This window comes from Cecembia calidifontis (assembly GCF_004216715.1).
Lineage (GTDB): Bacteria > Bacteroidota > Bacteroidia > Cytophagales > Cyclobacteriaceae > Cecembia_A > Cecembia_A calidifontis.
On record NZ_SGXG01000001.1, the window covers coordinates 1433534 to 1446520 of the forward strand.

General features: G+C 42.2%; 13 protein-coding genes and 1 tRNA gene. 4 read left to right on the forward strand and 10 right to left on the reverse strand.

Features of this window, described 5'->3' with window-relative positions:
• Positions 1-59 precede the first annotated feature (59 nt).
• Complete coding sequence (locus BC751_RS06220; RefSeq protein ID WP_130274789.1) at positions 60-845, reverse strand: DUF3050 domain-containing protein; 786 nt, start codon at positions 843-845, stop codon at positions 60-62.
• Between the two features lie 117 nt (positions 846-962).
• On the opposite strand from BC751_RS06220, the gene BC751_RS22565 reads away from it, so the two are divergent.
• Positions 963-1091: a hypothetical protein gene (locus BC751_RS22565; protein ID WP_278043579.1), complete on the forward strand. Its 129-nt coding sequence runs from the start codon at positions 963-965 to the stop codon at positions 1089-1091.
• 19 nt (positions 1092-1110) lie between these two features.
• On the opposite strand, the gene BC751_RS06225 is transcribed toward BC751_RS22565, so the two are convergent.
• The 4 genes from BC751_RS06225 to BC751_RS06240 all read right to left on the reverse strand — a co-directional run bounded on the left by BC751_RS06225 (position 1111) and on the right by BC751_RS06240 (position 6124).
• On the reverse strand, positions 1111-3036 hold the full coding sequence (locus tag BC751_RS06225; protein WP_130274790.1) for a CHU_0125 family OmpA-like outer membrane integrity protein: 1926 nt from the start codon (positions 3034-3036) through the stop codon (positions 1111-1113).
• A 51-nt stretch (positions 3037-3087) separates the two neighbouring features.
• Positions 3088-3579, reverse strand: coding sequence for a hypothetical protein (locus BC751_RS06230; protein ID WP_130274791.1), 492 nt, complete (start codon positions 3577-3579; stop codon positions 3088-3090).
• Between the two features lie 308 nt (positions 3580-3887).
• Positions 3888-4679: a (Fe-S)-binding protein gene (locus BC751_RS06235; protein ID WP_130274792.1), complete on the reverse strand. Its 792-nt coding sequence runs from the start codon at positions 4677-4679 to the stop codon at positions 3888-3890.
• A gap of 110 nt (positions 4680-4789) precedes the next feature.
• Positions 4790-6124, reverse strand: a complete 1335-nt coding sequence (locus tag BC751_RS06240) for a 4Fe-4S dicluster domain-containing protein (protein WP_130274793.1) — start codon at positions 6122-6124, stop codon at positions 4790-4792.
• Between the two features lie 103 nt (positions 6125-6227).
• Here BC751_RS06240 and BC751_RS06245 point away from each other — a divergent pair.
• The 3 genes from BC751_RS06245 to BC751_RS06260 all read left to right on the forward strand — a co-directional run bounded on the left by BC751_RS06245 (position 6228) and on the right by BC751_RS06260 (position 8545).
• A tRNA-Phe gene (locus BC751_RS06245) sits at positions 6228-6300 on the forward strand.
• A gap of 699 nt (positions 6301-6999) precedes the next feature.
• Positions 7000-7584: a hypothetical protein gene (locus BC751_RS06255; RefSeq protein WP_130274794.1), complete on the forward strand. Its 585-nt coding sequence runs from the start codon at positions 7000-7002 to the stop codon at positions 7582-7584.
• Positions 7585-7957: 373 nt separating this feature from the next.
• Entirely contained in the window at positions 7958-8545 is a 588-nt protein-coding gene (locus tag BC751_RS06260) for a hypothetical protein (RefSeq protein ID WP_130274795.1), read from the forward strand.
• A 38-nt stretch (positions 8546-8583) separates the two neighbouring features.
• Here the strand turns inward: BC751_RS06260 and BC751_RS06265 are convergent, their stop codons facing one another.
• The 5 genes from BC751_RS06265 to BC751_RS06285 form a co-directional block, all read right to left on the reverse strand.
• Positions 8584-9810: a pseudouridine synthase gene (locus tag BC751_RS06265; RefSeq protein WP_130274796.1), complete on the reverse strand. Its 1227-nt coding sequence runs from the start codon at positions 9808-9810 to the stop codon at positions 8584-8586.
• A 103-nt stretch (positions 9811-9913) separates the two neighbouring features.
• A complete protein-coding gene (gene murQ / locus BC751_RS06270; protein ID WP_130274797.1) occupies positions 9914-10735 on the reverse strand; it encodes an N-acetylmuramic acid 6-phosphate etherase in 822 nt (273 codons plus the stop codon).
• Positions 10732-11574: an N-acetylglucosamine kinase gene (locus BC751_RS06275; RefSeq protein WP_130274798.1), complete on the reverse strand. Its 843-nt coding sequence runs from the start codon at positions 11572-11574 to the stop codon at positions 10732-10734. Before BC751_RS06275 ends, murQ begins: the two co-directional genes overlap by 4 nt.
• Positions 11571-11807 (reverse strand): cytochrome b5 domain-containing protein, encoded by a 237-nt coding sequence (locus tag BC751_RS06280; protein ID WP_130274799.1) that lies wholly within the window; start codon positions 11805-11807, stop codon positions 11571-11573. The genes BC751_RS06275 and BC751_RS06280 overlap by 4 nt, the downstream gene beginning before the upstream one ends.
• Entirely contained in the window at positions 11808-12959 is a 1152-nt protein-coding gene (locus BC751_RS06285) for a formimidoylglutamase (RefSeq protein ID WP_130274800.1), read from the reverse strand.
• Between the last annotated feature and the right edge of the window lie 28 nt (positions 12960-12987).

The window sequence follows — 12987 nt, forward strand, 5'->3', positions numbered from 1 at the left end:
AATCTGACCGCCATTGACTTGATAAAAAAAATCCGCCTGATTTCAAGCGGATTTTTTTGTCAAGTCAAGACTGAATTGGCAAGGATGCTTTCATGAATCCCATCCCAAAGGACCTTTCTTGCTTCCAATGCCTCAATGGCTGCTTTTTCTGTTTCTTTCCATTTTGCATCATCTTCTCCACATAAGTGGAGGAGCATTTTCAAGGCCAAGGGTCCATGATGGTCTTCATCTAAGTGAATATGCCTTTCAAAGTAATATTCAAGGGTGTTCAGTTGATCCGGTTTGCTTTTGATCAGGTCATTGACCAGTTGTCTGAAGAGGTCTGGAATCAGATCCTCTCTGCCCAAGGTGAAGGAAGCGGCGATTTCATGGGCTTTTCCCTTTTCCACCACCTCAAAATTTTTGTTCAAGAAGGAAATCACAGATTGTGGAAGCTCCACGAGCCCAATGGCTTCCTGAAAACTTTTTCCTGTTCCCAAATGCCCCAATAGGTTGTCTATTTTCTCAGTACTGGCACCGGCTTCTTTCATCGCCCTGAGGTAGAGTTCAAAGTGGCTGCAATAGCCTCCCTGTCCGTCTTCATCGCTTTCTTCGGCCAAGACGATGTCATTGATCAGCCGGGTTACCAGAGGCTCATCAGCAGGTCTCCAAGGCAGACTCATTCCGGTAAGTTTGAGCTGTAGGGCTTTCAATAAGGTCATAAAATCCCAAACAGCATAGACATGCTGCTCCATGAAAACCTGAAAATCCTCTAGGGTTTTCATGTCTTGGTAAATGGGATGTTGTAAAAGGGAATTGCGGTAAGGCGCTATCGCCTCCATGAGTTTTTCTATTCTTGGATTCATATTCTATGTTGATATTAAAGGATTAACGGACAGCTATAAGGGCTTGTTTTCCAATTTTAGGGCAAAAATAAGAAAGGGATTCCTGTCAAAGAATCCCTTTCTGAAAATTGTAAATGAATGAAAATGGAAACAGTCACTTTGGAAGAAGTAATGGTCTCCTATGATTTAGGAGATTCTTCTTGGCCTTTGGCGGATCAGAATGACGTTCCTCATGATGCTATTCCTTGCTATAAACCTCAATTTTAAGCACTTAAAATCACGGTAATCAATCTCTGATTTCAATCACCTTAAACTCTGTTCTTCTGTTCACCTGATGCTCTTCTTCCGTCTGAGCATTTTGGATAATCAGCTGGCGCTTGCCATAGCCTTTGGCCACCAATCTGCTGGCATCTATGCCTTTGGAGACGATGTAGGCCACTGCAGACTCTGCCCTTCTCTGCGATAGTGCATCGTTATAAGCATCGGAGGCACGGGCATCGGTATGTGAACTCAATTCTATACGGATACTTGGGTTGTCTTTCAGGATCTGCACCAATTTATCCAATTCCAAAGCTGCATCTGGTCGGATATCTGCTTTGTCCAGGTCATAATAAATATTTTCCAGTACGATGGCTTTCTCCAAAATCAGGGGATCAAGCACAATGGTCGTATCCAGCACAATATTGGTCACATCCTGGATCAGGTCTTCTGGCCTAGGTGTTTTACCCAAGGTGGAATAAGTCAGACTTTTGGTAAAATATCCTGATTTGGAGGCGATCAAAGAGAAATTCTGATCCGGGGCAAGGGTAAACCTCAAGCGGCCGTTTTGATTAGAGAAATCTCCACCTACGTTTCTGTTATTGGCATCGTAAAGCACCACCCTGGTCTGTGGTAGGATCACTTCGGAGCCATCGTCTTTTTTCTCCTTGGTGGTAACATTCAGGAATACATTGACCACTTTGGGTTTGGGGGTTTTATCTTCGAAATAATAAATATCATCATCTCCTAAGCCACCCTCACGGTTCGAAGACAGGAATCCCTCTGTGGGGTATTTGGTAAAGAAAATGCCGAAGTCATCAGCGATGGTATTGACATTGGGGCCGAGGTTTTTTACTTCCCACCCGTTGTTGGTCCGCTCTGCCACAAAGAGATCCAATTTACCATAACCTGGATGTCCATCGGAAGCAAAGAAGAGTTTGCCATCCGGTGCCACATAAGGGAACATTTCATTACCTGGGGTATTGATTTGAGGCCCTAGGTTAACTGGATTTCCAAAATCCCCATTTGCCAGTTTGGTAGCGCGGTAAAGGTCCAATCCTCCCTGTCCATCTGGTCTGATTGAAGCAAAGTAGAGCTCATTCCCGTCAGGACTGAAAGCAGAAGTCTGATTGGTGTAAAACTCATCTTCATTGACGGGCATCCAGATTGGTTGGGTGTAGCCACCGCCCCTGAAATAAGAGGCAAAAAGGTGGGTGTCCGGAAGGTCCCGAGTGCTTTCAGAATTGGAGCGGGAATAAATTATCATATTCCCATCAGGACTCAATGTCAGTGAACCCTGATTGAGGTTGTTTTCATTCTGGAACTGGGGCAAGAGCTGAATATTTTGTACATCCACTTTAATGCCCTCTGCTTTGGCCCTGAATATTTTCAAATAAGGGGTTCCTGTTCCTTTGTAGATGCCGTTTGGAATCCTATTGCTGGTAAAATACACAAAACCCTCACTGACAAAAGGACCATATTCTGCATAAGGAGTGTTGAGTAACCTGTAGTTTTCTACCACTAGATAGGGGAAATATGGCTCAATGGTCTCTAATTTTGATAGGTTGTCCAGTTCCAATCTGACCAGACGTTGGTAATTGTCATCCAGGGTAATTTCCTGGGCTTTGGTAAATGCTGCTTTGGCCTCATCGTATTTTCCCTGACTCTTCAAACTCTGCCCCAATCTGAAATAGGACTCGAATGTTTCCTCGTTTTCAATCAGTTTGGCGTAATAGGCTTCTGATTTTTCCACCCGGTTAGATAGCCTGTAGCTTTCTGCCACATAGAAATTGGCCTGCTGGTTATCCGGATCATTTTCCAGTATTTTTGAAAAAGTACTGATTGCCAATTGGTATTCTCCTGCCCGGAATTGGTTTTGCCCTTTTTGAAAAAGGCTGGTACAGGAGCCAAAGACAATGACCGTCATTACCAGAAATACAGCAATTTGCTTCATGGGCTTATTAAAAGATTTTTCTGCGTTTTTAAATATAGGACTTTATGATAATTAATTCATAAAGAATTTTTTCAACCAACTATCTTTTGCAGCAATCAGCCAGTTTTCCTCCAGATCAGACTTCCTTTGGACTACAGGATTCAATACGATAGAATCGGCTTTTAGGATGCCTTCGGTAACTTTTGATTTGAGGCCAAGGAATGGGCTTACTGCTAACTGCTCCTCTGACTGTAGGTAACCAACTTTGCCCTGATCGAGGATGTTGACATGCAAATGCTCTTGTATTTCCCTTAAAGTACGTACGGAAGAATCAATGGAGCAGCCTGATGCCCCCAGTTGGCTTTCATCTACTCCAAGAATGATTACTTGTCCAAATTTGATGGTAAACGAAGTGGGCATAAGGGTACCGTGCGTGTTCCATTGTTCACAAAAAGCTTTTAAGCGTGTTGAGATCCAGTCCAATTCCTGTGTGCTAAACTTCCGGTCTGCTTGGTACACCCAAATCCGGGAATGCGCCGGCATTTTATCAAATTCCAAATACATACGATGCTTTATTTGATTCCCTAAAATAAGGCCTTTTGGCTCAATTTAGTTCTCTTTTTAAACGGAGAATTTGAAGTGAAGGGTTTATAGTTCTTGTATAATGATTGGATTTGTTAGTGATAACTGGAAAGCAAATGATTTTGGCAAGTCAATAGCATAGGTTTGAAAGAGGCATTTTGGATTTTAGAATTCTGGATTGAAAAATATTTCCTTTGTTCTCATTTAAGAAAGTGCAAGACTATAAAAAAACCTGTCAGGTTTTCAAAACCTGACAGGTCGAAGTCAAGACAAAACCCTTTGGCTAAGTTTCAAATACCCATATCCTTGGCAATCATTTCTGCCAGGTCATAGACCTTGACATCCTGTTCCCGTTCTTTGTTTTTCACGCCATCTGTCATCATGGTCAGGCAGAAAGGACAGCCCACTGCGATGGCTGAGGCCCCGGTGGTCAAGGCTTCTTCGGTGCGCTCGATATTGATGTCTTTATTGCCCGGTTCGGGTTCTTTGAACATCTGGGCTCCTCCTGCTCCACAGCAGAGGCCTTTGGTACGGCAGCGCTTCATTTCCACCAGTTCCACGTCCAGGGCTTTGATCACTTCCCTTGGGGCTTCGTACACATCATTGGCACGTCCCAAGTAGCAGGAATCGTGGAAGGTGATTTTTTTGCCTTTGAACTCTCCTCCTCCCTGAAGCACTACTTTTCCCGCATTGATCAGTTGCTGCAGGAATTGGGAATGGTGGATCACTTCATAAGTGCCTCCAAGTGCAGGGTATTCATTTTTGATGGTATTGAAGCAGTGCGGACAGGCAGTCACTACCTTTTTTACCCCATAGCCGTTCATGACCTGTATATTTGCCACGGCCTGCATCTGGAAAAGAAATTCATTGCCTGCTCTTCTTGCCGGATCACCGGTACAGGCTTCCTCAGAACCTAAGACGGCGAAACTCACCCCCACCTTATTCAATATTTTTACAAAAGCCTGCGTTACGGCTTTGTAGCGCTCGTCGAAAGAACCGGCGCAACCTACCCAAAATAGGATTTCAGGACTATCACCGGAAGCGGCCATTTCGGCCATGGTTGGAACTTTATATGTTGACATTTTTATGACTATTAGATGTTAAACATTAGAAGCGAGAGGAGAGATGCGAGAAGTTAGGTAGAAATTCTAATTACTAATCTCCCTCATCTTGTCTGTAGTCTCTGGCTTATTTATTTCATTTCCTCATTTTTCACCTGATCTGCCCAATTGAATCTATCTGAAGGGGAGAATTTCCAGGGGGAGAAAGAGGTCTCCATATTCTGGAACATGGCGTTCCATTGAGCAGGTGTTCCGGACTCTTCCATGGCCACATACCTTCTCAGCTGCAAAATGATAGAAAGCGGGTCGATATTCACCGGGCAAGCTTCTACACAGGCGTTGCAGGTGGTGCAGGCGTTGATCTCTTCTTTGGTAATGTAATCACCCAAAAGGGATTTGCCGTCTTCCAGTCCAGGCCCGCCCGTATCGAGGCTTTTTCCCACCTCTTCTGCACGGTCCCTTACATCCATCATGATTTTTCTGGGAGAAAGTTTCTTGCCAGTGAGATTGGCAGGGCATTCGGCTGTACACCTTCCACATTCCGTACAGCTGTAGGCATTCATCACATTGACCCAACTGAGGTCATTGATGTCTTTGGCTCCAAACCGGCCGATTTCTGCTGGAGGGTCTGTCCCTCCTTCAGTGGCAATGCCCAGCATCATGTTGACTTCATTGGTGACTTCGGGCATGTTCTTCATTTCTCCCTTGGGCTTCAGGTTGGAATACCAGGTATTAGGGAAAGCCAGGAAGATGTGCAAATGTTTAGAGTAGGTCACATATACCGCAAATGCAAGGATGCCGATGATATGGAACCACCAGGCAAAGCGCTCGATAAAGACCAGAGCCCCATCACCCATTCCCATAAATAAGGGCTGCAGCATGCTGCTGAAGAAAAGTCCGTTCAGAAGTGTGTATTTTTCAACACCCCTTGCTGCCAATAGCTGATCGGTGGCATTCATAGTCAAAATCGCCAACATCAGAATGATCTCAATTACCAGAATCAGGTTGGCATCCATCGCAGGCCAGCCTTTCAGTTCGGGCTTGGTAAAGCGCTCTACCTTCATCACATTTCTTCGGATCAGGAAAGCGATACAGGAGACAAGTACTGCAATGGCCAAAAATTCAAAAATGTTCATGGCTACCCCATATGTAGTGCCAAGAACCGGAGCAAAAATCCTATGGGAACCGGTCAGTCCGTCGATGATAAACTCCAGTACTTCCAGGTTGATGATTACAAATGCCACATAAATAAGAAGATGCAAGATGGCAGGAATAAAGTTTTTGAACATTTTCTTTTGTCCAAAGGCCACGAGAAACATGGTTTTCCAGCGCTGATCTGCCTGATCGTTCCGGGTTTCTCCTTTTCCCAAGAAGATATTGCGGCGCAGAAAGGATACCCTTTTATATAAAATGTACCCCGCTACAGCCAAAACCAGCACAAAAATGATTTGAGGTAAAATGCTCATATTGTTTATTTTAGCGTTTTTTGGATGGGTTTATATTAATTTTTTTATTGAAATGGTTTGCAAGAAAACTTCAAATACCTACCTTTGCAACACTTTAACAGACGGTGATGTAGCTCAGTTGGTAGAGCATCGGACTGAAAATCCGTGAGTCGGTGGTTCGAGTCCACTCATCACCACAGGCCCTGAAGCAATTCAGGGCTTTTTTTATTGTCCAATTTGTCCAAAGTAGCGTCAGAATTCTCTTCATACCTTAATTTAATGCATGCGCAAAATAATAAATAGTAGGCATGCATACTATTTTTTCAAGGTAATTTAAAATCAATCTAATTTGATTTTTTTCAAGATGCTGTAACATTTACCATCCCTATGCATCATCTACCTGAATGAAGTCATTTTTCTTTGAAGCACATACCAGACCATTGAAAAGCAAATTCTACCGCATGGCCTACCTCTGGACCAAGAACAGGGAGGCGGTCAAAGGCTATTTTTTTGTTTTGAAGTAGTATCTTCTATAAAGCGTGGAATCGATTGCGAAATGTTTTAAATATTTGTTAAAAATATTTTTAAAAAAAAATTTAATTTGGAAAAAGCTTTAAAATTTACCTTTGGATTTTTTATGGTATCGATTCCGAAGAAATTTCATTGGTTTTACAAATATGAAAAAATAATTTTGTTTTCTTAACGAAAATTCAACAAAATAACTTTTTTGTTGAAAAATTTGCAAAAAAGATTCCTGTAGTCTTATATTTGTATCGTAGTCAAAGAACAATCGGCTTTTAATCCCCCCAAATAACCGGCTTCAAATTTTAACAGGGAATGCCTGATGGAGCCAATACCCATTGAAATTTCTTAAACCTATTAAACTATTTACTACTATGAGAGTATTCATTGCATTGATGATCGCCTTTGGTGTGTCTATGAGCACCATGGCAGCAGGAGAGAGACCTGCAGATGTGCCGGTATCCATTAGAAAAGTGGATGACAACAAAGTTCAGTTGCTTTATGGAGCAAATCCTGAGGGACCTGTAACTGTGAAAATCTATGACGCAAACAACTTCCTTGTACAAAAAGACAGAATTACATCGAAGAATGCCTTTGCCAAGTATTATGACTTTTCACAATTGAAGCCAGGTAAATACACGGTAGAAGTGGTGGATGCACAAAACAAAGTGGAAAAACTTGCTGTCCACTTCAGTGCTGCAAATTCCCGTCAGCCGGTTGTTTATTCCAAACTGGAAAAAGTTGAAGGAAATGCCTTCAAGCTGACTTACAATGCATTGTTGGAGTCAGACCTTTCTATCTTTGTTTTTGAAAATGACAAATTGATCCATGAAGAGAGATTGGACAGCGTATCCGGTGTTCAGAAACTGTACAGATTGGTAGGAGTAAGTCCATCAGCAAATGTTGAATTTGTGGTGGCAACCAAAGACGGTTACTCTAAGCTGATGGCAGCGAAATAAGAGAATATCAACAAAACAATAGTACTATCTGGGCCGCAGCAATGCGGTCCTTTTTATTTAATCAGCTGTTTTGACTTGGAAATTGGCCGTTTATGATCATCTTAAAAAGATTTAATGATTGAATTTGGAAGGGGAATGGACTGTCTATACCCATTTTTTGAAATTCGAAAAGCAAAAACTTTAATTTTGAATTTTTAACTTTTTGATGCAAAAAATATTAAAATCTGATTTATCCCAAACAGAATTGATTTTGTGAGCTACTTCACATTTGAATGTAAATTACTGATGTTCTTGGTTTTGTGCCTTTGAAGAGAAAAACCTTGTTGTTTCCTTGCCGTGAAAGCTTACTATAAACCAATAATCTATTACTACCATGAAAAAATTATTAGCTTGTATCATGTTGTTTGGAAGCATGGCCTATGCCACGGCTTCGGAAGAGAGGAAATCAGAGGTTCCGGTTTCTTTAAAAAAGGTAGAGGAAAACAAAGTTTTGTTCCGTTTTAAGGGGACTCCAGAAGGTCCTGTGACAGTCAGGATTTATGATGAGAACAATACTTTGGTTAAAAGGCACAGGGTTTTTTACAACAATGCATTTGCTAAAGTGTATAACTTCAATCAGATTGGTCCCGGTAATTACACCATGGAAATAATGAACGGACAAAATTTGGTAGACAGACTTTCTATAAACCTTGAGAGTCCTGTTAAAAAACCAACACATTTCATTACATCCAATCTGGAGCCAATGAGAGACAATGCTTTTAGGTTATCTGTGAATTCAGAAATACCTGAGGACATTACCGTGTCCATTTTTAAGGACGGTGCTTTGTTGCATGAAGAAAAACTTGATAATGTCTCTGGCCTTAATAAGATCTATAGAATGCAAGGAATCAGTATGCTTTCCAGAATTGATTTTTATATCAATACTGAAAGCGGCTATACAGAGCGTATCATTGCCAGATAAGATGTTTTCTATAAAAAAAGCCGCTTATGCGGCTTTTTTTATAGAAAGAACTTTAATCGGATTACTTCTTTTTCAGTCAGGAACCTATAATTCCCTCTCGGGAGGTCTTTTTTGTCAAGACCTGCATACATCACCCTATCCAAAGCTACAACTTCATATCCGAGGTGGGCAAAAATTCTCCTGACAATTCTATTCCTTCCCAAGTGGATTTCCAGACCCAAGATGGTTCGGTCTTTGGACAAAACCTGCATGTCATCTACCTGGGCCAATCCGTCTTCTAATTGAAGCCCTTCCAAAATTGCTTTTTCATCATTTTGAGTCAAGGGCTTATCTAAGGTCACCTGGTAAATTTTCTTGACGTTATTGGAAGGATGTGAGAGTTTGGCCGCCAGTTCCCCGTCATTGGTGAAAAGCAACAGACCGGTAGTATTCCTATCCAACCTTCCCACAGGGAATACCCGCTCTTCACAGGCGTTGGCAATCAGGTTCATCACCGTTTTCCTTTCCATAGGATCTTCCGTTGTGGTAATGAAGTCCTTGGGTTTGTTCAAGAGAAGATAAACAGGTTTTTCTGGATTGATCAGCTTGCCTTTGTACTGCACCTTATCCCCTGGTTTTACCTTATATCCCATCTCTTTAATCACCTGCCCGTTGACTGTAATGTCGCCTTTTTGGATAAGCTCATCTGCTTCCCTCCTGGAGCAAATGCCTGAATTGGAGATGTATTTGTTCAGACGGATATCCTCTGATTTGTTTTTCTTTTTGTGGTTTTGCTCAAGTTTTTCAAAATTGTACTCCGGTCTTTCCTCATTGATAGGTTTGGCAAAGGGTTTTTTGAAGTTTTTCTTAGGATAGCGGGTGTCTTTGGAATACTTATCAGCCGGCACCCATTCATGGACCGGTTTTTCATCCTTGCCCCTTCCTTTGTAAACTTTTTTGAATTCGCCTTCGGTGCGTTTTTCATCTGAGCGGAAACTGTAAGGCTTCTGAGGACCTTTATTTCGGCCGTCATTGGAATACCTGGATTTCTCACCATAAGCAGGCTTGTCAAATCCTTTTCCCTTATCGAACCCCTTCCCTTTATCGAACCCTTTATCCTTGTTGTATTCTCTTTTCTCGGTTCGGGAGTCTTTTGAAAATTCTGTTTTTTTATCTCCTCTTTTGTCAAAAAAATCTTTCTTAGGCCCAAATTTTACGCCCGTCTTCTTTGAATCCATTCTGCCTTCTCCATTGAAGCCAGTTCTTCTGTTATTATCTTTTCTCATGTCGGTGCAGCATCTCTGCTGGATTAATTGAATCCTTTTATTCAGGGATTTAGATGTCCAATCCCAAAAGGACCACAAAGTTAGCGAAAGTATTCCGAATATCTCAGCCTTTGTTGTTGTTCTGGTAGAAAGCTTCAACAGCGGCCCTTACAGAACCGTGCTGGAGCAACATTTCATGGGCTTCTTCTTCATTGAGCCCTGTGCTTTCCATGATCATCCTGGTCCCTCTGTTCACCAGTTTTTTATTGGAAAGCTGCATGTCCACCATTTTGTTCCCTTTTACCCGGCCAAGTTTGATCATGGTGGTTGTAGATATCATGTTCAAAACCATTTTCTGGGCTGTACCGGCTTTCATTCTGGTACTTCCTGTTACAAATTCCGGTCCTACCACGACTTGGATGGGATATTCCACTGCTTCGGACAACGGCGAATTCAGGTTGCAAGTAATACATCCGGTAAGCAGTCCCTTTTTTCTAGCTGCTTTTACACCTCCAATCACATAGGGGGTGGTACCGGAAGCTGCAATTCCTATGACCGTGTCATTTTCATTGAATCCGAATTGTTGGATGTCTTTCCATGCCTGATCAGCATCGTCTTCGGCATTTTCTACTGCTTTCCGGATGGCCTGATCACCTCCTGCAATGATCCCTACGACCCAATCAAATGGAACTCCATAGGTAGGCGGACATTCTGAGGCATCTAAAATACCGAGCCTTCCACTCGTGCCGGCACCGATATAAAACAGCCTTCCACCGTTTTTCATTCTTGGAACGATTTGTTCTACCAAAGCGGCTATTTCGGGAAGTTGTTGTTCTACGGCAAGTGCTACTTTTTTATCTTCTTTGTTGATATTTTCGAGCAGGGTGGGAATGTCCATCTGTTCGAGGTTATCATAGAGCGAACTGCTTTCGGTTGTGCTTTTCATAGTAAGTTCTGGTGGAATAGGCTAAGTCCCGCTATCGGGGATTCAATGATCAAATTGACATGGATGTCAGCATCGTATGCGGCACTCCTGAGAATATCACTGTTGTAGAAAGCAATAGATCCCACAAAGTTCACTTTCTTCTTTTTGTAATTTTCATATTTCATGACATGCTTTTTGAAGAAGTCCTGAAACGCGTTGTAATACAGCATGTAACAATAAGGCTCACTTTTGTTTTCGGTAATAAATCGGCAGAAGCTAGCCATATACCTGCCAGGGAATGGCCTTTGGTACACATTTTCAATGATGGTCTGTGTGTCCAGCTGGAATTTATCCAGGACTTTTTCCCTGATTTTTTTTGGCATTTCCTCATGGATAAAGTCTGCCAAAAATTTTCTTCCGATATAGGCACCACCTCCTTCATCTCCCAATATATATCCCGGAGCAGGTCTTTTGTCGATAATAACCTCTCCATCATAATCACAGCTGTTTGATCCTGTACCCAATATGCAGGCTATCCCTGCTTCATGTCCACAAGTGGCCCTAGCAGCCGCCATCATATCATGGTCCACAAATATTTCAGCATGTCTAAAAACAGTTCTCAAGCCATTTTCTACCTGTTCCCGGTTTTTTGCTGAGGTGCATCCTGCCCCATAATAATAAACGACATCAACTTCGCCCCGCAAATTCAACAAAAATTCATCCTGCAAATCACTGGCCATTTCCGCGGCAGTTTGATAGTTGGGATTGAACCCTATGCCCCGATGTTGGGCGATTTCTCCTTTTTTATTGATCAGCCGCCAGTCTGTTTTGCTTGCTCCGCTGTCCGCTATGAGTATCATATCTTTTCTTCAAGTTTTCCTACTGGCTCAAACTTCAGGAATACATGGGCTGTATGGGGGGCATCTTGAAGTTCTTCACTTAGGTCTTGCCCTGCCCAATGTTCATAATGCTTTCCGTTTTTCCAGAGCCGGGATTGGGTGACATCATAAATGATCCCCTGATAGGCAACCCAAATTTCAGGCCTGTCCTGCCCGTTTCGCAGGGCAAGCTGTTGCTTGGTGTAGGTTTTCATCTACATCAACTTAAGCTGTGCATTGATCCATCTTTCAGGAATTTCACCGGATTGGGCCATTTGATAATCTTGGTAGCTACATGGGATTATACTGGTCCGATCAAACTTATCCTGTTCACTCTGAGGAATCTCCATCCACCATTTATCACTTCTTTTACTTTTATAGAATACGATAATAGAGGGTTTGGTGTCCAAAGATACGGTATATTTGATATAGTCGCTGCTTTTGAATGAAAGGCTGTCCTTCCTGTCATAAAATCCTTCAATAAAATACCATATCATAGTGGCTATGACAGACGCGGTCTTGTTCCTACTGTCATCATAATAGGGCTGATAACCATAAATGCCCATAGAGGACAATTTTTCGTTCATTCCGGCAAACCTACAAATCTGGCAAGCTTCCTCTCCCGTGAGTCCAAAAGGTTGGGCATCGGCAGCCCCCGGTGCATCAGATGAATTGATGGCCGAAATGTTAAAACTCAATAAGTCAGCGTTTCTGATAATGGGTTCCACCTCTTTGAAATTATGTCTGAGATTGCCCAAACGTACATGTTCAAAGTACAATTTCTCCATCACATTGATGAGGTCCTGGTCTACCAAAAAACTCTGATAGGCCAAATGACTATAATTGAACAGAAAATTGGGCTGATGCAGAATGATGTCCTGGGAATGAACCTCCGTGGGCTGACCTTCATCCTCCATGTCCAGTTTGGCGTCAACAGTTACCATGGAAATCATCTTTTTCAGTCCTTCATAGGCAAGAAACTGTCCGAAATCCAGGTCGTGCGTTCCTCCAAAGAAAATGGGCAGGATTTGCTTTTTGATCAGGTATTCCCCTACTGTCTGTATGTATCGTATGGATTCTTTTCTGTTTTCGCCCAGCTTAAGGTCTCCCAGATCCACAATTTTGTACAGCCCATGACCTTTCTTCAGTTGGTACAATTTTTCTCTGATTTCCAGGGAAGCCCTCTCGAGTGTGTCACTGTTTTTCATGCCTCTTTTTTCTTTGAGGCCGATGAGGGCAATCTGCATTCCCCTGATGTCAGGAAAATCCTCTACATAAGGATGTATGTAGTTAAAAAATGAATTGTGAGAATACGAATGCTGTATGAGTGTTTCCGGTATGGGATCAAAGAATGACTTAAGGTTCATAAATTTGGTTTAAGCTGAATTCAAAATT

What these genes read in the sequence shown, in the direction of transcription:
- BC751_RS06285 (WP_130274800.1), bottom strand. Translation starts at nt 12,959, where the DNA reads ATGAACCTTAAGTCATTCTTTGATCCCATACCGGAAACACTCATACAG.
- BC751_RS06235 (WP_130274792.1), bottom strand. Translation starts at nt 4,679, where the DNA reads ATGTCAACATATAAAGTTCCAACCATGGCCGAAATGGCCGCTTCCGGT.
- BC751_RS06230 (WP_130274791.1), bottom strand. Translation starts at nt 3,579, where the DNA reads ATGTATTTGGAATTTGATAAAATGCCGGCGCATTCCCGGATTTGGGTG.
- BC751_RS06240 (WP_130274793.1), bottom strand. Translation starts at nt 6,124, where the DNA reads ATGAGCATTTTACCTCAAATCATTTTTGTGCTGGTTTTGGCTGTAGCG.
- BC751_RS06280 (WP_130274799.1), bottom strand. Translation starts at nt 11,807, where the DNA reads ATGAAAACCTACACCAAGCAACAGCTTGCCCTGCGAAACGGGCAGGAC.
- BC751_RS06225 (WP_130274790.1), bottom strand. Translation starts at nt 3,036, where the DNA reads ATGAAGCAAATTGCTGTATTTCTGGTAATGACGGTCATTGTCTTTGGC.
- BC751_RS06255 (WP_130274794.1), top strand. Translation starts at nt 7,000, where the DNA reads ATGAGAGTATTCATTGCATTGATGATCGCCTTTGGTGTGTCTATGAGC.
- BC751_RS06275 (WP_130274798.1), bottom strand. Translation starts at nt 11,574, where the DNA reads ATGATACTCATAGCGGACAGCGGAGCAAGCAAAACAGACTGGCGGCTG.
- BC751_RS06265 (WP_130274796.1), bottom strand. Translation starts at nt 9,810, where the DNA reads ATGAGAAAAGATAATAACAGAAGAACTGGCTTCAATGGAGAAGGCAGA.
- BC751_RS06220 (WP_130274789.1), bottom strand. Translation starts at nt 845, where the DNA reads ATGAATCCAAGAATAGAAAAACTCATGGAGGCGATAGCGCCTTACCGC.
- BC751_RS22565 (WP_278043579.1), top strand. Translation starts at nt 963, where the DNA reads ATGAAAATGGAAACAGTCACTTTGGAAGAAGTAATGGTCTCCTATGAT.
- murQ (WP_130274797.1), bottom strand. Translation starts at nt 10,735, where the DNA reads ATGAAAAGCACAACCGAAAGCAGTTCGCTCTATGATAACCTCGAACAG.
- BC751_RS06260 (WP_130274795.1), top strand. Translation starts at nt 7,958, where the DNA reads ATGAAAAAATTATTAGCTTGTATCATGTTGTTTGGAAGCATGGCCTAT.